Raw genomic sequence first — 25,089 nt, 5'->3', positions numbered from 1 at the left:
AATGCGCGCATGAGCACGGTGGCGCCAATCGAGGAGTCAGTTTCGCGATGGGGAGTCGTATCCGTCGTGGAGAATTCCGCGCTGGGCATATTCATCACAATCACCTTTCGAATTTTCGGCAAAAAATTGATCGGGTGCTCTCTGCCGGGCTTGTGGCTCGGGTTCAAGCGGCGCGTCCACTTTGACAGGTGAGCTTCTTGGGCCACACCTCAAATGAGACAAGTCACTTATGTTGCGAACCGTCGAAGATATCTGCTGACGCTCCGATGGTCAAGAAAATATTTCCGCGCCATCGGTAGCAACCCGCGCAACGGCGAGAAAAGTTGCCATAAGTGTCGATGCGGCTTCGTGTTTTTCCCCAGCGGGGCGAAAGTTTGTTAGCATCCGCCAGTTTTACGACAATTTCGATCGATTACGCGCACGCTCGCTGCGCCGACCCCCAACGGATGGCATCAGACAAGGAACTCGCCGATTTTCTGGCGGGCGTCGAAAGGCGCGCGTTCAAGCAGACGGTCTACGCCGTGCGGGACGACGACGCCTCGCTCGACATCGTGCAGGACGCGATGATCAAGCTCGCCGAAAAATACGGTGACCGTCCAGCAGCCGAACTGCCGCTGCTGTTTCAGCGTATTCTGCAAAATGCCATGCACGATTATTTTCGTCGGCAGAAAGTACGCAATACTTGGGTTAGTCTGTTCTCGTCGCTCGGTAACGCCGAAGACGACGAGTTCGACCCGCTGGAGACATTCGAAGCACAAGAAGGCTCAATCGGCGCCGAAAGCAGCGAACAAAAGCTCGAACGCGAACAAGTCTTACAGTTGATTGACGACGAGATCCAAAAATTACCGGCACGTCAACGGGAGGCGTTTCTCATGCGTTATTGGGAAGATATGGATGTCGCCGAGACTGCCGCCGCAATGGGCTGCTCCGAAGGCAGTGTGAAGACGCACTGCTCGCGGGCCACTCATACGCTGGCGCAAGCGCTCAAGGCCAAAGGAATCACGCTATGAGCTCCTCTCTCGAAACAAAAGAACTTGAGTTTGCGAGGCAAGTGCGCCGCGCGCTCGATGAAAACGCCGCCAGTCTTTCGCCCGCCACCGTCGACCGCCTCGCCGTGGCGCGCCGTGCCGCACTCGCCCGCAAGAAGCCCGAACCTGTGACGGCGCCCGTGTTCGTACCGGCGCTTGCCGGTGCCGGCGGACTGTCCATGCCGCAGGTCGAACTCCCGTCACGCCGCCGCTCGCCGCTGCGGCGCTTCGCGCTCGCGTGGCCCCTCGCCGCGCTGGTCGTGAGCCTGGTGGCGATCGCCTACTGGGAAGATCAGCAACGCACCGCGGAACTCGCCGATATTGATGCCGCCATGCTGAGCGACGATCTGCCGCTCAACGCATATCTCGATCACGGCTTCAACGCGTATCTGTCGCGCGCGCACTGAGCGGAGACTCTTCGGGTGAGTTACAAGCGCGGCCTGGCCGTTGTTTTCGGATGTGCGATCGCGGCCCTGGTGTCGTTCGCCGCGACCTATCCACGTTTCTACCCGAGCGCCGTCACAGCCGCAGCAATCCCCAACAATGCCAGTGCCGGCGCGCCTGCCAAGGCCGCCGCGCCGAGCCTCGGCGTCGAGCTCCCAGGCTTGCCCAGCAACGGCCCGCTGTCATGGGCGAGGCTCACCGAAGCCGAGCACGTCGCACTCGCGCCGTTCGCGACTCAATGGGACACTTTCAGCGACGAACGCAAGCGAAAATGGATCAAGATCGCGTCGCGTTACTCAAAGTTGACGCCTGAACAGCAAAAAGGTCTGCACGACCGCATGACCGAATGGGTTCGTCTGACGCCGGATCAACGGCGTGTCGCGCGGGAAAACTACCAGGTATCGAAGGAACTGACGCGTGAAGCGCGTCAGAAAGCCTGGAAGGCCTATCAGGCGCTGCCGGAAGAACAGAAAGAGAAGCTCGCCGCGAGCGAACGCAAGCGCCGCCCCACGGTGGTCAGCGCGCCGCCGTCCGGCAAGAGCGAACTGAAGGACATCAACCGCCTCGTCAACGCGCGCGAGCACAACGCAAGCGGGGTGGTCGCCTCGGTCAACGCGTCGGGAACCGGCGCCGAACTGCCCGTCCCGCCAGCGGTTCCGCCCGCCGGAAGTTTCGTCCCGGCCACGCCCACGCCGGTGTCGCCACGCGAAGCGCCGGCGCTGTACAACGGTTCCTGAGCACCCACGCGCCCGCCCGCCTGTGACCCGTCCAGCGACCCACCCGCTCACGACCGCCGCTACGCCCCCAGCCGCGCCGCCGGCTACGCCTTCCGTGCGCCGCCGGCTGGCCACGATGCTCTACGAGGGCGTGATCCTGTTCGGCGTGGTGTTTCTCGCCGGCTACCTTTTCAGCACCCTCACGCAGCAACGCAATGGTTTGACGCACCACAACCTGCTGGCCGCGTGGATCGGGTTCGTGGTCGGCCTGTATTTCGTCTGGTTCTGGACGCATAGCGGCCAGACCCTGCCCATGAAGACGTGGCGGCTGCGCGTGGTGGCCGCAAATGGCGCGCCGCTCTCCACGGCGCGTGCCATCCTGCGCTACGCACTTGCGTGGCTGTGGTTTTTACCGCCGCTCGCACTCCATCCGCTGCTTGGACTCTCGGTGCCCCACACCCTCGTCATCGCCGCAGTCTGGTTTTTGCTATGGGCTGCGACGGCCCGCTTCGGCGCTAGCCGACAGTTTCTGCACGACCGGCTTGCGGGTACGAAAGTGGTTGCGGTGGGATAAAACCGCCCGCCTGACCGGCTCCCTCCCGCGTCCCAACCTTCCCCACGTAATAAGAAGTTCTTGTGACTGTCACGGCACGGTCACGTGCCGATGGCGCAATACGGGCACTGCAACTCGACGCGTGAGCCATGGACCCAAAAACGTCCGCGACTTCCCTGTTCCGCCAAACTGGCCCGAGCGTCGACCCCGTCGCTTTCCGGCCCGACCCCACCTCCTTCGGTAGCGGAGGGCTGCCACTGCCCCTGCCGCCACTCGGATCGGAGCCGCAGCCCGGCCGTCATGACGATGACCACGAAGAGCCGCACCGCTACCGCACCATCTGGCTCTCCGACATCCATCTGGGCTCGAGCGGTTGCCAGGCCAACTATCTGCTCGACTTCCTGCGCCACAACGACTCCGAGTACCTGTATCTGGTGGGCGACATCATCGACGGCTGGCAGCTGAAAAAGGGCTGGTACTGGCCGCAGGCGCACAACGACGTCGTACAGAAAATCCTGCGCAAAGCCCGTAAAGGCACCCAGGTCGTTTATATCCCCGGCAATCACGACGAAGCGGCACGCCAGTTCTGCGATCTAGCGTTCGGCGACATCCACGTGCGCGGCGAAGCCTTCCACACGACGCTCGCCGGCAAGCGCCTCTGGATCGTGCACGGCGACCTGTTCGACGGCGTCATCCAGCATGCCAAATGGCTCGCCTACCTCGGCGACACGCTCTACACGCTGATCCTCGTGCTGAACCGCTGGTTCAACCGTATCCGCAGCCGGCTCGGCTTCCAGTACTGGTCGCTGTCGCAGTACCTGAAGCATCAGGTGAAAAACGCGGTGAATTTCATCTCGTCATTCGAACGCGTGATGACCGACGAAGCGCGCCGCCGCGGTTGCGACGGCGTGGTCTGCGGCCATATCCACAAGGCCGAGATTCGCGACATTGACGGCGTGCTGTATTGCAACGACGGCGACTGGGTTGAAAGTCTGTCGGCGCTCGTCGAGACCTTCGAAGGCGAACTCAAGGTGATCTACTGGACCGTGATGCGCGCGCCGGAAGTCAGCGCGCAAAAGGCCCGGGCGACCGCCTGATCCTGCTTTGACGGCCGCTTCGCAGCGGCCGCTAACGACCATTTGGCAGCTGGCACCCGCGTAGTCCCTTTTAACTTCTATTGGGCCAAAACCGATGAAGATCATGATCGTCACCGATGCATGGGAACCGCAGGTCAACGGCGTGGTACGTACGCTGAAAAACACGACGCGCGAACTGACCGCACTCGGCCACCGCGTCGACCTGTTGACGCCGCTCGAGTTCAAGACGATTCCGTGCCCGACCTACCCGGAAATCCGCCTGTCGCTGTTCCCCAAGCGCAAGCTGCACCAGCGGATCGACGCGTTTGCACCGGACGCGTTGCACATCGCCACCGAAGGCCCGCTCGGCATGGCTGCCCGCGCCTACGCGCTGCAACACAAGCTGCCCTTCACGACTGCCTATCACACACGCTTTCCCGAGTACGTGCAGGCGCGCTTCGGCATTCCGCTCGCCGCCACCTATAAATTCCTGCACTGGTTCCACAAGGCGTCGCTCGCGGTGATGGCGCCCACGCCGGTCGTCAAGGCCGACCTCGAAAAGTTCGGCTTCACGAATGTCGTGCTGTGGACCCGCGGCGTCGATCTGGACATCTTCCACCAGATGGATTCGAAGGTGCTCAACACGGCGCGGCCGATTTTTCTGTACGTGGGACGCGTGGCCGTGGAGAAGAACGTCGAAGCGTTTCTGAAGCTCGACCTGCCCGGCTCGAAGTGGGTCGCCGGCGAAGGCCCGGCACTCGCCGAGCTGAAGTCGCGCTATCCGCAGGCGAACTACCTGGGCGTGCTGACCCAGGCTGAACTGGCCAAGGTCTACGCCGCCGCGGACGTCTTCGTGTTCCCGAGCCGCACCGATACGTTCGGCCTCGTGCTGCTGGAAGCGCTGGCCTGCGGTACGCCGGTCGCGGCCTACCCGGTCACCGGTCCGATCGACGTACTGGGCGACGGCGGCGCCGGCGCGATGCACGAAGATCTGCGCGAAGCCTGCCTCGAAGCGCTGAAGATCGACCGCAATCATGCGCGCGCATGGGCCGAACGCTTCTCGTGGGCAGCGGCGTCGGAGCAATTCGCCGCGCATCTGAAGCCGCTGCCGCGGCCGTCCTCGTTCCGCGAGGAGAGCGCGGCCGCGTGATGCGCCCCGCCGAGCCGCCCATGCGAGCAAGAGCTTCCACCGGGCAGCGCGCGCCGAATGGCGCGCTGCGCCCGCTCGACCCCGACGAGGCCGCCGTCGAACCGTTCGACGATGTACACGAAAGCGGCGCGCCGTTCGCTGCCGACGGCCGGGCAGACGGGTATAACGGCCATCCAGCCGCTGTGCGTGGGCCGTCGATTCGCCATGCGGCCTCGCGACCGCATGACCCCGACGCGCCCGCCGGGACCGACGCCGGCGCCGATACCCTGACAGGCGCGGATTCATTCGCCGGGAGCGGCCTGAACCGCACGCCGCGTGTGCCAACCTCGCAGCCCGAGCAACCCGAGCAGTCCGCCGACGCCCACGAACCGCTCGGCCCCGACGATCCCCTTGCTCCGCTGCCGTTCAATCCGTACAAGGGCAATCGCGGCATCACGCGGGCGTGGCACGCGATGAAAAACTCGCTGGCCGGCTTTCAGGTCGCGATCCGCGAAGAAAGCGCGTTCCGCCAGGAACTGACGCTCGCGGCGATCCTGCTGCCCTGCGGCATTTTCGTGCCCGTCGAGCCGGTCGCGCGGGTCATGTTGCTCGGCTCGGTGCTGCTGGTGCTGATCGTCGAGTTGCTCAATTCGAGCGTCGAGGCCGCCATCGATCGGATTTCGCTCGAACGCCACGAGCTTTCGCGCCGCGCGAAAGATCTCGGCAGCGCCGCGGTGATGGTCGCCCTGGGAATGTGCGTGATGACGTGGGCGCTGATCGTCGGCCCGCTTCTGGTGCATTGGATCGCCCGCTGGCTTTAGCCGCAGCCGCCGGGCCGCCCCGGCGGCCCCTTCAAGTCGCAAGAAAACCGTCACTCCGGCCTTGGTACGCGAACGCTCGGTTTATAATCGTCCGACAGTCTCAAAATATACCAACCGCGTCCGGGTGGAACGCAGCAGCGGCACGCCGCCGCGCGCCCAGCCCGGCGAAACCAGGGCCGGACGACATGGAAGCCAAACCTCCCCGCCGCACCCGCGAACGGATTCTCGAACTGTCGTTGAAGTTATTCAACGAAATCGGCGAGCCGAACGTCACCACGACGACGATCGCCGAGGAAATGGAAATCAGTCCGGGCAACCTGTACTACCACTTCCGCAACAAAGACGACATCATCAACAGCATCTTCAGCCAGTTCGAGCAGGAGATCGAAAAGCGCCTGCGCTTTCCGGACGATCACCGCGCGACGATCGACGAGATGTGGTCGTATCTGCAGTACATGGTGGATTTCACCTGGCGCTACCGCTTCCTGTACCGTGACCTGAACGACCTGCTCGCGCGCAACCGCACGCTGGAAACGCATTTCAAGCAGATCATCAGCCACAAGGTGCGCTTTGCGAGCCAGTTCTGCGAGCAGCTCGTCGCAGACGGCGAGATGGTCGTCACGCCCGACGAGTTGCACGTGATCGCCACCAATGTGGGCGTGATCGGCACCTACTGGCTGTCGTACCAGTTCGTGATGAATCCGCGCAAATACAACGAACAGGAAGCGATCCGCACGGAACTGCATCAGGTCAGCGTGCAGATCGTCTCGCTGATGGCGCCGTATCTGCGCGGCCGTTCGCGCGAACTGTTCGATGACCTGGTGTCGGGCAAACTGCCCAAGCGCGAATTCTACGATTTCCTGCCCGCCAGAGAGGGCGCGGCGCAGCGCAACGAATCGAAGGACGTTTGACGATGAAGTCGGTGTGCGTGTATTGCGGCTCCTCGAACGGAGTCAAACCCCTCTACGCTGAAGCGGCTCGCGCGTTCGGACGCGCCCTGGTCGAGGCCGAACTCGCGCTCGTCTACGGCGGCGGCAAGGTCGGCCTGATGGGCGTGATCGCCGACACCGTGATGGCCGCCGGCGGCCGCGCCATCGGCGTGATTCCCGAGTTGCTGGTCAACAAGGAAGTCGGCCACAACGGCCTGACCGAATTGCACGTGGTGCCCGACATGCATCAGCGCAAGAAAATGATGGCGGACCTGTCCGACGCGTTCGTCGCGATGCCCGGCGGCGTCGGCACGCTCGAAGAGCTGTTCGAAGTCTATACGTGGGCACAGCTCGGTTATCACCAGAAGCCGGTGGCGGTGCTCAACATCGACGGTTTCTACGACCCGCTGATTACCATGCTGCGGCACACAGTGGAAGAAGGTTTCATGCGCGGAACCTATTTCGATGTCCTGCAGGTCGAAGCCGAACCGGCCGCGCTGATCTCGAGGCTGCAACGCTATCAGCCGCCTCCCCAAGACAAATGGGCCGATAACCGCAACGCGGTTTGATGTCCGCATCGCCCTGACGGGCACCTCACGAGGTGGCAATGTCGAAGGTCGTTCTGATTACTGGCGCGAGCCGCGGCATTGGCCGCGCAACCGCGCGACTCCTCGGCGCACGCGGCTGGTCGGTCGGCGTGAACTATGCGCACAACGAAGCCGCTGCCCAGGAAACCGCGGCCGAAGTCGGCCGCGCCGGCGGTCACGCCCGCGTGATTGCCGGCGACGTCTCTCAGGAAGCGGACGTGATCGCGATGTTCGATGCCGTCGAGCACGCCTTCGGGCGCATCGACGCACTGGTCAACAACGCCGGCATCGTCGCGCCCTCGTCGCAGTTGGCCGACATGGACCTCGAGCGTCTGAAGCGCGTGTTCGACGTCAACGTGCTCGGCGCGTATCTGTGCGCGCGTGAAGCGGCGCGCCGCATGTCGAAAGACCGCGGCGGCGACGGCGGCGTGATCGTCAATCTATCTTCGGCGGCGGCGCGGCTCGGCGCGCCCAATGAGTATGTCGACTACGCCGGCTCGAAAGGCGCCGTGGATACGATGACCATTGGCCTTGCCAAAGAACTCGGTCCGCAAGGCGTGCGCGTCAATGCCGTGCGGCCCGGACTGATCGACACCGAGATCCACGCGAGCGGCGGCAAGCCCGACCGCGCGGCGGTGCTAGGCGCGACCACACCCATGGGCCGCCCGGGTAGCGCCGATGAAGTGGCCGAAGCGATCGTCTGGCTGCTGAGCGACGCGGCGTCCTACGTGACCGGTGCCGTGCTGGATGTGGCCGGCGGCCGCTAGCGCGGTTCTCTCAGAACGACGAGCCCGGTTTGCGCAAAAAGGCCCGTTCCGCCTCGCTGGACATCCGCCCCAGCAGCGCGTTGCGATGGGGAAACCGCCCGAACCGCTCGATAATCGCGGCGTGCCTCACTGCAGAGCGGTAATAGCTGGCGCTTTCGGGCTGCGCTTCAAACGGCTTGAACAGCCTGAGCGATTCGCGCTGACTGTCCGGCGACTCGTCATGCTCGAACGGCATATACGCAAAGGCCCGGTGAAACAGACCGGGGAGCATTTGGTCGGCACCGCTTGCAACCATGTGTTTCGCGATCCTCAACGCCTGCGCATCGAACGCAAACGCACGGGCGGTGCCGCGATAGCAATTGCGGGAGAACTGATCCAGCAGGATCACGAGCGCCAGCGCGCCAAGCGGGGTCTGCTGCCACCCGTCCAGGCCGCCCTTTTCCGCCTGCTCCAGTAACGCACCGAAACGCTCGTGCAGCCGCGCGTCGAAGCTGGCGTCGCGCTTGAACCAGACCTTGCGGTCCTTGCCGAACATCGAACTGCCAGGCGCGCCGAACCAGTCGTCCAGCACCTCGCGCGCGCGTGCGTCGAGCCCGGCGTAGTCCGCGGCAGCGTCATAAGCCGGGGAACCGGTCGGCGCGCTCATATTCATGCAAACTCGAGCACCAGCCGCCGCGTACGGGCGCTCTTCTTCTCGAGCTTCGCTACGCGCACCACGCCGATTTCCTGCGTGTTGCGCACATGCGTGCCGCCGCACGGCTGCAAATCCACGCCTTCGATACGCAGCAGCCGCACGCGGCCGAGGCCCAGCGGCGGCTTCACGCTCATGGTGCGTACGAGTTCGGGACGCTCGGCCATTTGCTCGTCGGTGATCCATTCGGTTGAGACGCCATGTGCGCCGCCGACCAGTGCCGCGAGCCGCGCATCCACGTGCTCCCGTTCGATTGGCTCGACAGTCGCGAAGTCGAGCCGCGCGTAGTCGCTGGTGATGCTGCAGCCGTCGACTGCATACGGCAGCACTGCGCACATCAGGTGGCTCGCCGTATGCAGGCGCATATGCCGGTAGCGGCGCGTCCAGTCGATCTGCGCCGTCACACGCATGCCAGCCGCGAGACGCGCGAGCAGCGCTTCCTGGCCGGGTGCGGGCACGTGAACAGCGTCGTTGGGCGTCGCGCCTTCGAATTTCGCCTTGCGGGTATCCGCAATCGCGATACGGGTGCCGTCGGCCAGGCTCAGCACGCCGGCATCACCCGCCTGGCCGCCGCCGAGCGGATAAAACACGGTCTGATCGAGATGAATGCCCTGCTCGTCCACAGCGGTAATGGCCGCTTCGCAGTGCGTGAGATAAGCGTCGTCGCGAAAGAGGGCGCGCGTCGTCATGGTGGGGACCTTTTCCAGTCATGCTGCAAAAGGTCATTATGCCGACCCCTCCAGCTGCGAGGAAGCTAGCCGAACGGCCAATCTGGCAACCCGCAGGCGTCGCCGTATTGGCCGAATGACCGGGCCAGTTCGATCGGCCCGGCGCGAGGTTTCAACCCGGCTGGTTGCGCATCCAGTCTGCCGTCTCGAAGAACGAATGCAGCAGACGCTCGCGCAGCGGCTCGGACAGCCCCACGTCTTCCATGGCCCAGGCCATGCAACGCAGCCACTGATCGCGCTCGTTCGACGCGATCGCAAACGGCAGATGCCGCGCGCGCAGGCGCGGATGGCCGAAGCGACTGATGTAATGATCCGGCCCACCCAGCCAGCCGCACAGGAACCAGAAGAATTTGTCGCGCGAGCCTTCGAGCGTCGGCGGATGCAGCGCGCGGATGCCCGCGAATTCGGGCTCGAGGTCCATCAGGTCATAAAAACGGTCGATGAGTTCGCGCACGCGCGTCTCGCCGCCCACCAGTTCGAAGGCCGTTTGGGCCGGCGCTTCGTCGATCGGATCGGTCATACGTCGGTCAACTGCAATCTGCAAAAGGAGTCAAATGAAAGCGCGGCTCGCGCCGCACGCAGGCGCCGTCAGGCGGCACGGTCACGCGTCGCGCAGCGACTGCAGCGCAGGTCGCGCCAGCACGTGACGCAGGCTCAGCCAGCCGCCCACGCCGGCGCACGCCACGCCCGCCGCAATGCCGGCCGGCAGGAGCCAGGGATCGAAGTTCAGGTAGAACTGGAACACCCGCGTGGCGAGCTGCCAGCCAATCACCTGCGCGCCGAGCGCCGCCATCAGCCCGGCCAGCGCGCCCACGGCGACGAACTCCGCCACCTGCACCGCACGGACTTGCCGGTGCGATGCGCCGAGCGCGCGCAGCAGCGCGGATTCTCGCATACGCTCGTCGCGCGTGCCCGCGAGCGCCGCGTACAGCACCAGCACGCCGGCGGCGAGCGTGAAGGCGAACAGGAACTGCACCGCGCCGATCACCTGCTCCAGCATGCGCTGCATCTGCGCGAGGATCGGGCCGACGTCGATCACCGTGAGGTTCGGATACGCGGCAATCAGGCCGTCAATGGTCGCGCTCTTCTGCGCGGGCAAGTGAAAACTGGTGATGAAAGTGGCCGGGAAGTCCTGCAATGCGTCCGGCGGCATCAGCACAAAGAAGTTGACCTTGAACGAGCCCCAGTCGAGCTTGCGCACGCTCGTCACCGGCGCGTCCACCTGCAGGCCGGTCACGTCGAAGCGAAGCTTGTCGCCGGGCTTCACGTGAATCAGTTTCGCCAGACCTTCCTCAATGGAGATCTGCGGCGCCCTGGTCTCGCCGTACCAGTTGCCCGCCACGATCCGGTTGTCGTCCGGCAGGCTGGTCGTATAGGAAAGGTTGAATTCGCGGTCGACGAGGCGCTTCGCGTCGTCGCTCTTGTATTCGTCCGGATTGACCGGCTTGTCGTTGATCGCGATCAGCCGCCCGCGCACCATCGGCGAGAGCACCGCATCCGGCACGCCGTGCGTGTCGAGGTAGTGCGTGACGGCGGCGCGCTGATCCGGCTGAATGTCGATGATGAACTGGTTGGGCGCATCCGGCGGCGTCGATTTGCGCCAGCCGGCAATCAGATCGTTGCGCGTCATGGCAATCAGCAGCAGGCACATCAGGCCGATGCCCAGCGCGGTGATCTGCAACGCGCTCGCACTGCTGCGCCGCTCGAGCGACGCCAGCGCATACCGCCAGCCGATGCCCGCGTTGACGCGCTCGCTGCGTACCAGCCGCGCCGCGCCCCACAATGCGAGCCGCGCCAGCGTGGCGAACACCAGCAAGCCGGCCGCAAAGCCGCCGGCCACGATGCCCCCCAGCTTGAGTTCGCCCGCCGCGACGATCAATAGTCCGGCGAATAGCACGATGCCGAGTCCATACGCGGCCCACGCGGTCCGTCCCTCTTCGCCCCATTCGCGGCGCAGCACCCGCACCGGCGGCACCTGGGTCAACGGCAACAGCGGCGGCAGCGCGAAGCCGAGCAGCAGCACGAGCCCCGCCGCAATCCCTTCGAGCGCGGGCCATGCGGTCGGATACGGCAAGACCACGTCGATCAGGCTGCCGAGCCAGCTCAGCAACGCAAGGTGTCCGGCATAGCCGAGCACGACGCCCAGCGACCCGCCCATCAACCCGAGTCCGAGGAATTCCAGCAGAAACAGCGAACGCAGCGTGCGCTGGCTGACGCCCAGACAACGCATCACCGCGCAGCCGTCCAGATGGCGGCGCATATACCGATGCGCCGCCATCGCAATCGCCACGGCCGCCAGCAAGGCCGTCAGCAGCGATACCAGCGTGAGAAAGTGGCTCGCGCGCTCCAGCGTCTCGCGCACTTGCGGCTGGCCGTCCTGCAGCGATTCGAGCGCGACGCCGCGCATCTTGCCGTCGTCGACGCGCGCATGGGCAAATTCAGCGAACTTCGCCACGTCGGGATTGGAGCCTGCCACCAGCAACCGGTACGTCACGCGGCTGCCGAACACGATCAGGCCGGTCGACTGCACTTCGTCGGCACGCAACATCAGGCGCGGTGAAAAATTCACGAAGCCGAAGCCGCGATCCAGTTCACGCGTGATGATCGCGCCAATCGTAAAAGTGCGATTGCCGACCTTCACCGGGTCGCCAACACGCAGCTTCAAGGCATCGAGCAGCGCCGGATCCACCCACACGGTGCCGGGCGCCGGAATCCCTTGCGCGGGGTGATCGGGCTGACCCGGCGCGCCGGCGATGCGCAACGCGCCGCGCAACGGATAGCCCGCCGACACCGCCTTGAGCGCGGCGAGCCGCGACACCGGCTGGGCCGCCGTCGAACTGATCATGCTGGGGAAAATGGCGGTGGTCGCCATCTGCAAGCCGAGCGTTCTGGCCTGATTGCTGAACTGCGGATCGACCGGATGATCGGAGCGCACGATGAAGTCGGCGCCGATCATGCGCCGGGCGTCGCGCTCGAGCCCTTGATGCAGCCGGTCCGCCAGAAAACCGACGCTGGAAAGCGCCGCAACGGCCAGCACCAGGGCGAGCAGCAGCATGGTCAGCTCGCCGGCGCGCCAGTCGCGCTCGGTCATGCGCCAGGCCTGGCGCAGCAGGTCGGTCCAACTCAAACGACGTCCCGGCGCAGCTCGTACCAGGGGCGCCGGCGCAACCCGTGCCGAATCGCTCAATCGTGCCGACTCCTGACGAGACGCGACACCATATGAGTCGCCATGCCGCGAAAGCCGCCCTGCACACCGCGCCACAAACGCGGCAACGCCCAGGAGGCCAGCATCAGGAAACCCACCATCAGCATCAGGAACAGCACCGGCACGAACAGCGCGAGCAGGACGCCGCCGAACACGAGGCCGTCCTCAGCCGTGGATGTCACGACATTCGAGACCGGTTCAGGCGACAGATTGATCAGCGCCCGAGTGCCCGCCTTGGCGAGATGCGCGGTGCCGGCGAGCGTGCCGCCCGCAAGCGCGGCCACGGTGAGCAGCGCCGGGTCGGCATGGCCGAACGCGCCGGCAGCCAGTACGGCGCCGGCCGGAATGCGGATAAAGGTATGAACGGCGTCCCACAGCGAATCGAACGCGGGGATCTTGTCAGCGAGGAATTCTGTGACGGTCAGCACCGCCGCTACGCCGATCACCCAGGGCGACGCCAGCGCGGACAAGGTATCGGGCAGATGGATCAGGCCGAAGCGCGCCAACACGCCGGCTATCAGGACCGTGAGATAGAGGCGAAGGCCACTGCCCCAGGACAGGCCCGCCGCAAGCGAGAGTGGTTCAAGCATGGCCGCCTCCAGGCGCGCTGCGCGTGCCGGGCGCTTCGGCCTGCAGCGGGGGCCGCTGCGACGAAGCCGCCAGACCCGCGCCTAGCCGGACGCGGGACAAGTAAAAATTGAGATCGCCTTCATTATAGCCACGTTAATTCGCAGACCGCAGAGCGGACAGTAATTTCCTGCTGCAATTGCGTCGCGCAAATGCAGCAAGAATGGCCAAAAAGACGCCGGACCGGCGCGGACAGCGCGAGGGCGGTCCTGCTGAAGTTTTGCTGAAGGTCTGCTAATAACGGGCAGGCGATTTAATGTCCTGACGAAAGCTTCAACCCGATCAGGCCGACCACGATCAGCGCGGCGCTCGCCACCCGCGCCGCAGTCAGGGCTTCGCCCATCATGACGATGCCGAAAATAAACGCACCCACGGCGCCGATTCCCGTCCATACCGCGTACGCCGTGCCGAGCGGCAACTGACGCATCGCCATTGCCAGCAGCGCAAAACTGCCGAGCGCCGTCACCACCGTGAAAACGGACGGCCACAGCCGGGTGAAACCCGCGGAGCTTTTGAGACCGGCTGCCCATGCCACCTCGAGCAAACCGGCAATCAACAGAAGAAACCACGACATGAAACACCCCCATGGGTCAGATGGGGCCGTCCCCGTTCACTGCACATGCGTAAGGTCGTCCTTACGACCTGTAATTATATCAAGACAGGCGTTTTGCCGGTTTTTCCGGGTGCGACGCAAAGACGCGGCCGGGCATGCACGCGCACGCCTCGGAGCGGGCACTCAAACCGCGCCGACCAGCCGGTAACCCACGCCCGTTTCGGTGACGATATGTTCCGGCTGTGCCGGATCCCGCTCCAGCTTCTGCCGCAAATGCGCCATGTAGATGCGCAAATAGTGATGGCTCTCCACATGCGACGGCCCCCAGACGTCGCGCAGCAACTGGCGGTGCGTCAGCACGCGGCCCGCGTGTCGCACCAGCGTGGCGAGCAGGCGGTATTCGATCGGTGTCAGATGGATCGCGGCGCCTTCACGCGTCACCTGCCGCAGCGCCAGGTCGACGGTCACGGCGCCGAAATGCACCTGCGGCGAATCGTTTGCGCCGCCCTGGTTGCGGCGGCGCATATGCGCGCGGATGCGCGCCAGCAGTTCCGACACGCCGAACGGCTTGGTCAGATAGTCGTCGGCACCGGCGTCGAGCGCCGCCACTTTCTCGGTCTCCTGAGTGCGCGCCGACAGCACGATCACCGGCAAGTCGCTCCAGCCGCGCAGTTCGCGGATCACGTCGAGACCGTCGGTGTCGGGCAGGCCCAGGTCGACGATCACCAGGTCGGGTTTGCGCGTCGCGGCTTCGACGAGGCCCTGCTTGCCGGTTTCGGCGTCGTGCACCACGATGCCCTCGCCTTCCAGCGAGGCGCGCACGAAGCGGCGAATCTGTTTTTCGTCTTCGATCAGGACGACGGTAATGCTAGGGTCACTCATGGGAGGGCTTCGAAATCTGCTGATTGGACAACTCGGGGGACAACCCGGCCGGCTGCGCGGTTGAGGGTTCAGCCGGCGGCTCGCCGTACGGCAGCGCAACCGTATCATGCGGGGCCGCTGCCCGCGACGCATCGACGGATTTATCCACGTCGCTCATGTCGTGCTCGTCTTCCAGCACTTCAGGCGTGGGCGGCGGCGTTTCCACTGGCAAGGTAAACCAGAAGCGCGCGCCTTCGACGCGGCCGTCCGAGGCGACCCGGTTGAGCGCGCCGATCGCGCCGCCGTGGGCCTGAACAATCGCGCGGCAAATCGCGAGGCCAAGACCAATGCCCGGCTTGGCGGATTCCTTCTCGCCGCGCGTGAATTTTTCGAACACGCGCGCCTCCATGCCGGCGGGCAGGCCCGGGCCGGTATCGTCGATGGTCACGCGCACGAACGGCTTGCCGTCTTCTTCGATCACCTGCGCGCCGATCACGAGCGGCGTGTCAGCCGGCGTGTACTTGGCCGCGTTCTCGAACAGGTTGGAGAACAGGCGCTCCATCAGGACCGCGTCGAGTTGCAGCAGCGGCAGATCGGCCGGCAGTCTGGTCTGCACCGGGTGTCGCGCCAGAACGCGCCGGCAGGCGCGCAACGCGGCGCCCACCGTCTCCTCCAGCAGCGACCACTGACGGTTCAGTTGCAGGCCGCCCGCCTGCAGACGCGCCATGTCGAGCAGATTGGTGACGATGCCGGTCATGCGCAATGCTTCTTCGTGGATTGCTTCGACGAGATCGTCGCCGGGTTGCGCGGGCTGCCCTTCGCGGCTTTGCGCGAGCATCGACGAAAAGCCCACGATCGTCGTGAGGGGCGTGCGCAGATCGTGCGAGATGGCCGACAGCAGCGAGTTGCGCAAGCGCTCCGATTCCATGTTGACGAGCGCGTCGCGTGCAATGTCGACGTAGTGCACCCGCTCGAGCGCGAGCGCAATCTGCGCGGCGAACGCATCGAGCATGCGCTGCTGTTCGGGCACGGCGAGCTCGCGCTTGTCGCGCATCACCACCGCCAGCACGCCCCGCGTGCGCATCGGCGCCTTCAACGGCAGATACAGCGCAGCGGCGGCGGGCAACGTGTCGGTGCCGTGGCCGGCCGGCTTCTGCTGGTCGTAGACCCACTGGCCGACGTCGATATCCAGCGCGCTGCCTTCCAGTGTCACGGCGGCGTCCGGGTCTTCGATCTTCTGCTTCACCTGATCGGCGCTGTCCGGCAGCAGGATCGCCACCCGTGCGCCGAACACTTCGCTGACGTGCCGGCTGCCCATCGCGACGATCTGCTCCATCGTCAGCGCCGCGGCCAGTTCGCGCGCCATCGCGTACATCGCGCTGGTGCGTTGCTCGCGGCGCCGCGCCACGCTCGCCTCGCGCCGCAAGCTCGAGGTCAGATGGCTGATCACGAGCGACGTCAGCAGCATGCTGAAGAAGGTCAGCAAATACTGAGTATCCGACACCGAGAACGACATGCGCGGCGGTACGAAGAAAAAGTCGAACGCCGCCACGCTGACGAACGATTGCACCACGCCTGGCCCGCGCCCCAGCCTCACGGCCGTGAAAATCACGCCGAGCAGGTAGAGCATCACGAGATTGGCCGGGTCGATGTGGTCGAACAACTGGCCGGCAATCGCCGTGATGCCGGCACAGATGCCCAGCGCCCAGCCGTAGGCTCGCGGCGGCGAACGGCGTTCGCGGGCGGCGGAAAGCGCCTCGCGCCACGCGCTCGCGCCTTCGTCGCGCATCGCGCGGCGTTCGGCGCCATTGCGCTCGGAGGACGCCGGGATCAAGGTCAGATCGAGGTCGCCCGCGTGTTCGGCGATGCGGTCGCCAAGCGGCCGCCTCAGCCAGCGCATCGCGCCGGTGCGCGATGACGCGCCCGCCACCAGCTTCGAGACGTTGCGCACCCGAGCATAGCTGACCAAGGCACTCACCGCATCCGCGCTCGCAAGAGTCGCGGTTTCCGCGCCAAGCTCGGCGGCGAGCCGCAGCGCGTTCAGCGTGCGTTCGCGGCGCTCGTCGGGCAGACGCTGCAGCTTCGGCGTCTCCACATACACCGCGAGCCAGTCGGCCTTGAGGCTGGCGGCAAGGCGCGCCGCCGCGCGCACCAGCATGGGCGCTTCGGGGCCCGGGCCGACGCACACCAGCAGTCGTTCACGCGCCTGCCAGACGCGCTGGATCGAACGGTCCGCGCGGTACTCGCGCATTTGCGCGTCGACACGGTCAGCCGTGCGCCGCAGCGCCAGCTCGCGCAACGCGATCAGATTGCCCTTGCGAAAGAAGTTGCGCACCGCGCGTTCGGCCTGCAGCGGCAGATAGACCTTGCCGTCACGCATCCGGTCGAGCAGTTCCTCGGCGGGCAAGTCGACCAGCGTGACTTCGTCGGCCCGGTCGAACACGCGGTCGGGCACCGTCTCCCAGACGCGGATGCCGGTGATCTGTCCGACCACGTCGTTGAGACTTTCGAGGTGTTGAACGTTGACCGTGGTGTAGACGTCGATGCCCGCGTCGAGCAGTTCGTAGACGTCCTGCCAACGCTTCAGGTGACGCGCGCCCTGCACGTTCGAATGCGCGAGTTCGTCGACAAGAATCAGCTGCGGCTTGCGTGCTAGCGCGGCGTCGAGATCGAATTCGCCCAGCTTGCGGCCACGATACTCGATATGCGCGAGCGGCAGCACGTCGAGGCCTTCGAGCAGCGCAGCCGTTTCGCTGCGCCCGTGCGTCTCGGCGATGCCGACCACGACGTCGACGCCGTCGTCCTTGCGGCGCCGCGCCGCCTGCAACATCGCATACGTCTTGCCCACCCCGGCCGACGCGCCGAAAAAAACCTTCAGCTTGCCGCGCTGGCGCTTCTCTTCATCGCGTTGCAGCTTGTCGAGCAACGCGTCGGGATCTGGTCGGTTCATGCGATGTGGTTATGGTTCTGGGTTGACCGCACGCCTGCGTGGAACCACGCGGCTGCGTCGGGTACATGGTGGCACGGCTGCGGCCAGGCCGCAAATGCACGGTCCTCGCGAATGGCGGCCACGAAGGGCGGCCCCCGCAAAGGGCGGCCCCTGCATAGGGCGGCCCCTGCAAAAGGGCGGCCCCCGCAATTGGGCCCCCGCGAACAATCAAGCCCGTGGCGATGGCCTCGCAAAAGACAAAGGCGGCGCCACGCCGGGCGCCGCCTTCGCTCAGCCACGCTTAACCTTGATGGGCAGCGTCCAGTGCGAGATTCAGTTCCAGCACGTTGACACGCGCCTCACCGAGCACGCCAAGCTGACGTCCCGTGGTGTAACGCTCGACCAGCGCCTCGACGTCGTTCGGCGACATCTTGCGGGCCTTCGCAACGCGGTCGATCTGATAAGCCGCCGCAGCCGGGCTGATTTCCGGATCGAGGCCGCTACCCGACGACGTGACGAGGTCGATCGGCACCGGCTTCGACATGTCGGTGCCGGCCGCCTTCAACGCGTCGATACGGCCTTTGACCTCATCGGACAATGCCGGGTTGGTCGGACCGAGGTTCGAGCCTCCCGAAGACTGCGGGTTGTACGGCATCGGGCTGGTGGCCGACAAACGGCCCCAGAAATACTGCGGCGCATCGAACTGCTGGCCGATCAGCTTCGAGCCGACCACCTTGCCGTTCACCTCGATCATGCTGCCGTTGGCCTGATCGTGGAACGCCGCCTGGCCGAAGGCCGTCATCACGGCAGGATAAGCGAGCCCGGTGATCGCCGACAGGATGACGAAGATCACAATGAGCGGACGAAATAATGATTTCATGATTGGCAATTCCTCTTGGGATGCGGCTGACGAACCGTCGGTCCGTCAGCCGTCACCTCGTTAAACCCAGCCGAGCGCGGCCAGCACCATGTCGATCAGCTTGATGCCGATAAACGGCACGATGATCCCCCCGAGGCCATACACCAGCAGGTTACGGCGCAACAGGATCGCGGCGCCGAGCGGCCGGTACTTCACGCCCTTCAGTGCCAGCGGGATCAGCGCGACGATGATCAGCGCGTTGAAGATCACCGCCGACATGATCGCGGACGACGGTGTGGCCAGATGCATGATGTTCAGCTTGTTCAGCGCCGGATACGTGCTCGCAAACGCCGCCGGGATGATGGCGAAGTACTTGGAGACGTCGTTGGCGATCGAGAACGTCGTGAGCGAGCCGCGCGTCATCAGCATCTGCTTGCCGATCTCGACGATCTCGATCAGCTTGGTCGGGTTCGAATCGAGGTCGACCATGTTGCCGGCTTCCTTCGCCGCCTGCGTGCCGGTATTCATCGCCACCGCAACGTCGGCTTGCGCCAGCGCCGGAGCGTCGTTGGTACCGTCGCCGGTCATCGCCACCAGCTTGCCTTCGGCCTGGTGCGCGCGGATCGTCGTCAGCTTGGCTTCCGGCGTGGCTTCCGCAAGGAAGTCGTCCACCCCGGCTTCCGCTGCGATCGCCGCAGCGGTCAGCCGGTTGTCGCCCGTCACCATGATGGTCTTGATACCCATCTTGCGCAGTTCGGCGAAACGCTCCTTGATGCCGCCCTTGACGATGTCCTTCAGCTCGATCACGCCCAGCACGCGCGCGCCCTGTTCGCCCTTCTCGGCCACCACCAGCGGCGTGCTGCCGCGGCGTGCCACTTCGGCGACGGCGTTGTTCACTTCAGCCGGATAACGGCCGCCGTTCACTTCGACGTAGTGCTTGACCGCGTCGGCGGCGCCCTTACGGATCTCGCGGCCCGGCAGGTCGACGCCGCTCATGCGCGTCTGTGCCGTGAAGGCGAGGAACACGGCGTGCAACGAAGCCATGTCGCGAGCGCGGATGTTGAAGCGCTGCTTGGCCAGCACCACGATACTGCGGCCTTCCGGCGTTTCGTCCGACAGCGACGACAGTTGCGCGGCATCGGCGAGCGCTTCCTCGGTCACGCCCGGCGCCGGCACGAAGGTCGAAGCCTGACGGTTACCGAGCGTAATCGTGCCGGTCTTGTCGAGCAGCAGCACGTCGACGTCGCCAGCCGCTTCAACCGCACGGCCCGAAGTCGCAATCACGTTCGCCTGCATCATGCGACTCATACCCGCCACGCCGATGGCTGACAGCAGGCCGCCGATGGTGGTCGGAATCAGACACACGAGCAGTGCGACGAGCGCGGTGATCGTCACCACATGGCCGGCCTTGACGGCGTCGACGGCGAACATCGAGAACGGCAGCAGCGTCGCAGTGGCAAGCAGCATCACGATGGTCAGTGCGACCAGCAGAATCGTCAACGCGATTTCATTCGGCGTCTTTTGACGCTTCGCGCCTTCGACCATGGCAATCATACGGTCGAGGAAGGCTTCGCCAGGATTGGCCGTGACGCGCACGACGATCCAGTCCGACAGCACGCGCGTGCCGCCCGTCACCGACGAAAAGTCGCCGCCCGATTCGCGGATCACCGGCGCGGATTCGCCGGTAATCGCCGACTCGTCCACCGACGCCACGCCTTCGACCACTTCGCCGTCAGCCGGGATCACGTCGCCGGTTTCGACCAGCACGACGTCGCCCTTGCGCAGATCGGTCGCGGTCGTGATGCGGATCGGCGACTTCGGATGCGGCTCGTTGAGCTTCTTGGCCATCACGTCTTTCTTCGCACTGCGCAGCGACGCAGCCTGGGCCTTGGAACGGCCTTCGGCCAGCGCTTCCGCGAAGTTGGCAAAGAGCACCGTGAACCACAGCCACAGCGTGACCGCGAGAATGAACCCCGCGGGCGCTTCGGCCTCACCGCCGAGCGCGGCGATCCAGAGAATGGTGGTCAGGATACTGCCCACGTACACGCAAAACATCACCGGGTTACGGAACTGTGTGCGCGGGGTGAGCTTCTTGAATGAGTCCACGATCGCCGGACGCACTAGCGCCGGATCGAACATGGACCTCGTAGCATTATGTTCAGTCATTGAATCCTCGTTTTTCCCGAATTGCCCGTATCAATGGCCGGCGATCATCATCAGATGTTCGACGCCGGGGCCGAGAGCGAGCGCAGGCACGTACGTCAGTGCGCCGACGAGCAGCACGGTGCCGAGCAGCAGCACCACGAACAGCGGACCATGCGTGGGCAGCGTGCCGCCCGTCACAGCCAGGCGTTTCTTGGCCGCGAGCGAACCGGCAATCGCCAGCACCGGAATCAGCGAGCCGAAGCGGCCAAACCACATCGCAATCGCGGTCAACCAGTTGTAGAACGGCGTGCTCACCGTGAGGCCTGCAAACGCGCTACCGTTGTTGTTGCCCGCCGAGCTGAAGGCATAGAGAATTTCCGAGAAGCCGTGCGGACCGGGGTTGGCGATACCTGCCTTGCCCGCGTCGGTCAGCACCGCGATCGACGTGCCCACGAGCACCAGCAGCGGCGTGAGCAGCACCACGATCGACACCATCTTCATCTCATACGCTTCAATCTTCTTGCCGACATATTCAGGTGTACGACCGATCATCAGGCCTGCCACGAACACGGCGAGCATGGCGAACACGAGCATCCCGTACATACCGGAGCCCACCCCGCCGAAGATCACTTCGCCCAGCTGGATCAGCAGCATCGGGTAGAGGCCGCCGAGCGGCGTCAGCGAGTCGTGCGTGTTGTCGACTGCACCGCACGACGCAGCCGTCGTGGCAACGGTGAAGATGCCCGACTGCGCGATACCGAAGCGCGTTTCCTTGCCTTCCATGTTGCCGCCCGCCTGCAGGCCGCTCGCGGACTGGTCGACGTTCAGCGCGGTGAAGGCCGGATTGCCTGCCTGCTCGGCGCTGATTTCACCCACCACGCAAGCGGCGAAGGCAATCGTCATCACGGCGAGCACGGCAATCCCCTGCTTGCGGTCCGCCACCATCTGGCCGAACACCAGGGCGAGCGCCGCCGGGATGATCAGCATCGCGACGAGCTGCAGGAAGTTGCTGAACGGCGTCGGGTTTTCGTACGGGTGTGCCGAGTTCGCGTTGAAGAAGCCGCCACCGTTGGTGCCGAGCATCTTGATCGCTTCCTGCGTCGCCACCGGGCCCATTGCGATGGTCTGCGTCGTCACCTTGGTGTCGACCGTCACCGCGTTACCCTTCGCATCCTTCACCGGATTGCCTTGCGCATCGAGCTTCGGTGCGGCGTAGGTGGTGGTCTGCAGGGTCGGCACGTCCTCATACGCCTTGAAGTTCTGGATCACGCCCTGGCTCATCAGCAAGCCTGCGACGATGACGGACATCGGCAGCAGCACGTACAGCGTGACGCGCGTGATGTCGACCCAGAAGTTGCCGATGGTCTGCGCGGTATGGCGTGCAAAGCCGCGAATCAGCGCGATGACCACGACGATGCCGGTGGCAGCGGACAGGAAGTTCTGTACCGTCAGACCGAGCATCTGCGTCAGATAGCCGGCGGTCTGCTCCGGCGTGTAATCCTGCCAGTTCGTGTTGGTGACGAAGCTGACCGCCGTATTGAAGGCGCTGTCGACCGACATCGCACCGAACTGCTGCGGATTGCCCGGCAGCCAGCCTTGAATACGCAACAGCAGGTACAGGACCAGCACGCCGAGCACGTTGAACGCGATCGTGGCGACCGCGTAGTGCTTCCAGCTCATTTCCGTCGACGGATCGACCCCGGCGATGCGGTACAGCAGCCGCTCGAGCGGGCCGCCGAAGCGCACCACGCGAGAGGTGCCGTCCATTACGCGCGTCAGATAGCGCGCAACGGGTACGGCGAGTGCAAGCAGCACGACCACGAAAATGACCGTCTGCAGGACATTATTCGAGTTCATTCAATGTCCTCCGCGCGCAGCAGCGCATAGACGAGGTAAGCGAACAGCAGCGCAGTGGCAGCGCCCGATAACCACAGAATCCAGGTCATGAGCGTGCTCCCTGGCCACGCCGGAACTGCATCAACTTCTCGCAGCCGGCAATCAAAGCAAAGGTCAGCGCCGCAAATAGCACCATCCCCCCGACGTACAGCACATCCATTTGTGTTCTCCAGTAGCGGACTTTGGATGAGTAGAACGTTATGCCGATCGACGTAAAGGCCTGGTCAAAGATGGCATGGGCGGTGTAAAAATCGCGTAAACGAAACAGGCCGCCGCGCTGGGTGCGGAACGGCCTGGTGCCGGTGGAGACTGGCTTGACGGGAGTTTTCCCGCAACCACAGGGGGCTGCCGGAGGCGCCTGATTTTTATAATGTCGTTACTGCGCCTTGATGGGCTTGCTTACGGCAAAAGGACGGTCGAGCCGGTCGTGCGGCGGCTTTCGAGTTCGCCGTGCGCGAGGCCGACCTCCGCCAGCGAATAGCGCTGGCTGATGCTCGTCTTGATGGGCGGTAGCGCCCCCGCCGCGTTACCGAAGCTCACGAAGATGCCAGATGCGAGACAACAGCGCGGGATTATTTTTCTCAGTCACGGGCCGCACCCTCAATGCTTGAATGACGGCGCGGTAACGGACTCGGGAGGCATTTCAGCGGAATGCCAAGCATGGCATTGTTGCATTAATGTAGTTGACGCGCCGCTGGCAGACATTTACGACAAACAACCACATTAATGAAACAATGCCTCAACGCGAACAAGAGTATGTGCATCTTTTATAAATAACTTTACAATTTATCCAACGTGATATACCGTCTAATAAAAACTATCGGAAATAAAATGTAGCGTCAATTTCATTATTTAGAAAAAGATCAATTTGACTGGAACTGGACCTCGGCTGCATAAACGACACAACACAGCAGCAGGAAATGAAGGATCGCCCGGCATCCACCTGAGTACATGGCGGCGACTATCAGCGCCACGCTTTTTTAATTCTTTTGTTGACTGCACCCACGGCGCCGCATGGATTGCATGGCCATTCTTTTAACAAATTAAATATTTTCAAATATTCCTATATTTGCAATTCATTTACCGATCATTACATTTGGATCGCCTATATGAGTTTAGAAACAACCGTAACCTGTCTAGAGGAGAAATGAAATGGGTAGCCAAAATGTCCCAGCCCGTGTCACGCAATGTACAGTTGAGCAGATAACCTCTTCCATCCCCGAGGGGGATCCGTCAAAGGTCACACCCAGCGCTCAATTGGTCGAAGATCTCATGTTCGATAATCTCGATCTGGTTGAACTGCGCGGTCTTCTGGAGACGGAATTCGGCATCCAGATCGATGATGCCGCGATGAGGAGTGTCGTAACTGTCGGCGACTGGATTACCTACTGTCAGGCGAATGGCGTGACCTGAGGTCGAGTGCGCCGCACGCAGGGTTCATTCGATACCACCACGCTGAACGACGTCTCGCGCCGGCAGCGATGTGCCCGTCGAAGTCATGGCACACGCAGGCGCCGCCACGGCGACGGTCCGTCCGAAACGGAGGTCGCCGTGCAGCTCTTACGGTATCAGCACCGTCGAGCCGGTCGTGCGGCGGCTTTCGAGTTCGCTGTGCGCGAGGCCGACCTCCGCCAGCGAATAGCGCTGGTTGATGCTCGTCTTGACCGTGCCCGAGGTCAGCACGTCGAAGAGTTCCTGTGACATCGCCTCGTAGTCGCCGCGCTTGCCGATATACGTAAACAGCGTCGGCCGTGTGAAGAACAGCGAGCCGCGTCCGGCGAATTCGGACGAATCGATGGGCGGCAGCGGCCCCGACGCGTTGCCGAAGCTTACGAACATGCCCAGCGGCGCAAGACAGTCGAGCGACGCGGTAAACGTGTCCTTGCCGATCGAGTCGTACACCACCGGCACGCCGGCGCCGTTGGTGATCTCGCGCACCCGTCTGGTGAAATTTTCGCGCGTGTAGACGATCGCATGGTCGCAGCCGTTCGCCCTGGCGATGTCCGCCTTTTCGTCCGAACCCACCGTGCCGATCACCGTGACGCCCAACGCCTTCGCCCACTGACATACGAGCAGGCCGACGCCGCCCGCCGCGGCCTGGATCAGGATCGTGTCGCCGGCCTTCACCGGATAGGTACGGCGCAGCAGATACTGCGCCGTGAGGCCCTGCAGCATCACCGAGGCGCCCTGTTCATAGCTGATCGCGTCGGGCAGCCTGATGACCTGCGCGGCCGGCAGCACACGCTCCTGCGCGTAGGCGCCGGGTGGGCGCGCCACGTATGCGACGCGGTCGCCGGCTTTTACGCCCGTCACACCGGGGCCGACTGCCGTTACCTCGCCGGCCGCCTCCATGCCGAGGCCGCCAGGCAGCGGCAAGGGATAGAGCCCCGTACGGAAGTACACGTCGATATAGTTGAGGCCCACCGCATGCTGCCTGATGCGGATTTCGCCGTTACCCGGCTCGCCCACTTCGACGTCGACCCACTTCATCACCTCGGGGCCACCTGTCTTGTCGAATCGAATTGCCTTGACCATCACGTCTCCT

General features: G+C 64.3%; 25 protein-coding genes and 1 pseudogene. 11 read left to right on the top strand and 15 right to left on the bottom strand.

Going from position 1 to position 25,089, the window contains the following annotated elements; genetic code table 11:
- The first annotated feature begins 446 nt into the window (after positions 1-446).
- The 10 genes from VGH41_RS12200 to VGH41_RS12155 all read left to right on the top strand — a co-directional run bounded on the left by VGH41_RS12200 (position 447) and on the right by VGH41_RS12155 (position 8,050).
- On the top strand, positions 447-1,010 hold the full coding sequence (locus tag VGH41_RS12200; RefSeq protein WP_331597694.1) for an RNA polymerase sigma factor: 564 nt from the start codon (positions 447-449) through the stop codon (positions 1,008-1,010).
- Positions 1,007-1,435, top strand: a complete 429-nt coding sequence (locus VGH41_RS12195; protein ID WP_331597690.1) for a DUF3619 family protein — start codon at positions 1,007-1,009, stop codon at positions 1,433-1,435. The genes VGH41_RS12200 and VGH41_RS12195 overlap by 4 nt, the downstream gene beginning before the upstream one ends.
- 15 nt (positions 1,436-1,450) lie before the next feature.
- Positions 1,451-2,209 carry a DUF3106 domain-containing protein gene (locus VGH41_RS12190; RefSeq protein WP_331597689.1) on the top strand — a complete coding sequence of 253 codons (759 nt, stop codon included), beginning with the start codon at positions 1,451-1,453 and terminating at the stop codon, positions 2,207-2,209.
- A 22-nt stretch (positions 2,210-2,231) separates the two neighbouring features.
- The gene (locus VGH41_RS12185; RefSeq protein WP_331597688.1) at positions 2,232-2,762 is read left to right on the top strand and encodes an RDD family protein; all 531 of its coding nucleotides are present in this window, start codon (positions 2,232-2,234) and stop codon (positions 2,760-2,762) included.
- A gap of 128 nt (positions 2,763-2,890) precedes the next feature.
- Positions 2,891-3,838, top strand: a complete 948-nt coding sequence (locus tag VGH41_RS12180) for a UDP-2,3-diacylglucosamine diphosphatase (protein ID WP_331597687.1) — start codon at positions 2,891-2,893, stop codon at positions 3,836-3,838.
- Positions 3,839-3,932: 94 nt separating this feature from the next.
- The gene (locus VGH41_RS12175; RefSeq protein ID WP_331597685.1) at positions 3,933-4,967 is read left to right on the top strand and encodes a glycosyltransferase family 1 protein; all 1,035 of its coding nucleotides are present in this window, start codon (positions 3,933-3,935) and stop codon (positions 4,965-4,967) included.
- A gap of 20 nt (positions 4,968-4,987) precedes the next feature.
- Complete coding sequence (locus tag VGH41_RS12170; RefSeq protein ID WP_331597684.1) at positions 4,988-5,767, top strand: diacylglycerol kinase; 780 nt, start codon at positions 4,988-4,990, stop codon at positions 5,765-5,767.
- Between the two features lie 185 nt (positions 5,768-5,952).
- Positions 5,953-6,678: a TetR/AcrR family transcriptional regulator gene (locus VGH41_RS12165; RefSeq protein ID WP_331597683.1), complete on the top strand. Its 726-nt coding sequence runs from the start codon at positions 5,953-5,955 to the stop codon at positions 6,676-6,678.
- Between the two features lie 2 nt (positions 6,679-6,680).
- Positions 6,681-7,265, top strand: a complete 585-nt coding sequence (locus VGH41_RS12160; RefSeq protein WP_331597681.1) for a TIGR00730 family Rossman fold protein — start codon at positions 6,681-6,683, stop codon at positions 7,263-7,265.
- Positions 7,266-7,303: 38 nt separating this feature from the next.
- Positions 7,304-8,050, top strand: a complete 747-nt coding sequence (locus VGH41_RS12155; RefSeq protein ID WP_331597680.1) for an SDR family oxidoreductase — start codon at positions 7,304-7,306, stop codon at positions 8,048-8,050.
- A 10-nt stretch (positions 8,051-8,060) separates the two neighbouring features.
- On the opposite strand, the gene VGH41_RS12150 is transcribed toward VGH41_RS12155, so the two are convergent.
- From VGH41_RS12150 to VGH41_RS12085, 14 genes and pseudogenes are all read right to left on the bottom strand, one after another.
- Positions 8,061-8,696 (bottom strand): DUF924 family protein, encoded by a 636-nt coding sequence (locus VGH41_RS12150; RefSeq protein ID WP_414696640.1) that lies wholly within the window; start codon positions 8,694-8,696, stop codon positions 8,061-8,063.
- A 2-nt stretch (positions 8,697-8,698) separates the two neighbouring features.
- The gene (locus VGH41_RS12145; RefSeq protein WP_331597678.1) at positions 8,699-9,430 is read right to left on the bottom strand and encodes an alanyl-tRNA editing protein; all 732 of its coding nucleotides are present in this window, start codon (positions 9,428-9,430) and stop codon (positions 8,699-8,701) included.
- Positions 9,431-9,581: 151 nt separating this feature from the next.
- On the bottom strand, positions 9,582-9,989 hold the full coding sequence (locus tag VGH41_RS12140) for a group II truncated hemoglobin (RefSeq protein ID WP_331597677.1): 408 nt from the start codon (positions 9,987-9,989) through the stop codon (positions 9,582-9,584).
- An 81-nt stretch (positions 9,990-10,070) separates the two neighbouring features.
- A complete protein-coding gene (locus tag VGH41_RS12135) occupies positions 10,071-12,560 on the bottom strand; it encodes an ABC transporter permease (RefSeq protein WP_331597693.1) in 2,490 nt (829 codons plus the stop codon).
- A gap of 92 nt (positions 12,561-12,652) precedes the next feature.
- Positions 12,653-13,264 carry a DUF4126 domain-containing protein gene (locus VGH41_RS12130; protein WP_331597676.1) on the bottom strand — a complete coding sequence of 204 codons (612 nt, stop codon included), beginning with the start codon at positions 13,262-13,264 and terminating at the stop codon, positions 12,653-12,655.
- A 290-nt stretch (positions 13,265-13,554) separates the two neighbouring features.
- Complete coding sequence (gene sugE / locus VGH41_RS12125) at positions 13,555-13,875, bottom strand: quaternary ammonium compound efflux SMR transporter SugE (protein ID WP_331597674.1); 321 nt, start codon at positions 13,873-13,875, stop codon at positions 13,555-13,557.
- Between the two features lie 162 nt (positions 13,876-14,037).
- Positions 14,038-14,736 carry a two-component system response regulator KdpE gene (kdpE, locus tag VGH41_RS12120; RefSeq protein ID WP_331597672.1) on the bottom strand — a complete coding sequence of 233 codons (699 nt, stop codon included), beginning with the start codon at positions 14,734-14,736 and terminating at the stop codon, positions 14,038-14,040.
- Positions 14,729-17,665, bottom strand: a complete 2,937-nt coding sequence (locus tag VGH41_RS12115) for a DUF4118 domain-containing protein (RefSeq protein ID WP_331597671.1) — start codon at positions 17,663-17,665, stop codon at positions 14,729-14,731. The genes kdpE and VGH41_RS12115 overlap by 8 nt, the downstream gene beginning before the upstream one ends.
- A 280-nt stretch (positions 17,666-17,945) precedes the next feature.
- A complete protein-coding gene (gene kdpC, locus VGH41_RS12110; protein WP_331597670.1) occupies positions 17,946-18,524 on the bottom strand; it encodes a potassium-transporting ATPase subunit KdpC in 579 nt (192 codons plus the stop codon).
- A 60-nt stretch (positions 18,525-18,584) separates the two neighbouring features.
- Entirely contained in the window at positions 18,585-20,669 is a 2,085-nt protein-coding gene (kdpB, locus tag VGH41_RS12105; RefSeq protein WP_331597669.1) for a potassium-transporting ATPase subunit KdpB, read from the bottom strand.
- Positions 20,670-20,699: 30 nt separating this feature from the next.
- A complete protein-coding gene (gene kdpA, locus VGH41_RS12100) occupies positions 20,700-22,505 on the bottom strand; it encodes a potassium-transporting ATPase subunit KdpA (RefSeq protein WP_331597668.1) in 1,806 nt (601 codons plus the stop codon).
- The gene (kdpF, locus tag VGH41_RS12095; RefSeq protein ID WP_063495262.1) at positions 22,502-22,594 is read right to left on the bottom strand and encodes a K(+)-transporting ATPase subunit F; all 93 of its coding nucleotides are present in this window, start codon (positions 22,592-22,594) and stop codon (positions 22,502-22,504) included. Before kdpF ends, kdpA begins: the two co-directional genes overlap by 4 nt.
- Entirely contained in the window at positions 22,591-22,704 is a 114-nt protein-coding gene (locus VGH41_RS12090; RefSeq protein ID WP_063495261.1) for a hypothetical protein, read from the bottom strand. The genes kdpF and VGH41_RS12090 overlap by 4 nt, the downstream gene beginning before the upstream one ends.
- Before the next feature lie 239 nt (positions 22,705-22,943).
- A pseudogene (locus VGH41_RS12085) lies at positions 22,944-23,105 on the bottom strand (quinone oxidoreductase); the annotation flags it as partial.
- A gap of 591 nt (positions 23,106-23,696) precedes the next feature.
- Here VGH41_RS12085 and VGH41_RS12080 point away from each other — a divergent pair.
- On the top strand, positions 23,697-23,957 hold the full coding sequence (locus VGH41_RS12080) for a phosphopantetheine-binding protein (RefSeq protein WP_331597666.1): 261 nt from the start codon (positions 23,697-23,699) through the stop codon (positions 23,955-23,957).
- A gap of 147 nt (positions 23,958-24,104) precedes the next feature.
- Here the strand turns inward: VGH41_RS12080 and VGH41_RS12075 are convergent, their stop codons facing one another.
- The gene (locus tag VGH41_RS12075; protein ID WP_331597665.1) at positions 24,105-25,079 is read right to left on the bottom strand and encodes a quinone oxidoreductase; all 975 of its coding nucleotides are present in this window, start codon (positions 25,077-25,079) and stop codon (positions 24,105-24,107) included.
- Between the last annotated feature and the right edge of the window lie 10 nt (positions 25,080-25,089).

The sequence above is a fragment of the Paraburkholderia sp. genome (assembly GCF_036488795.1).
In the GTDB taxonomy this organism is placed as follows: Bacteria; Pseudomonadota; Gammaproteobacteria; order Burkholderiales; family Burkholderiaceae; genus Paraburkholderia.
The sequence above is the reverse complement of the archived record's forward strand: the minus strand, read 5'-3'. Positions and strand labels throughout refer to the sequence as shown.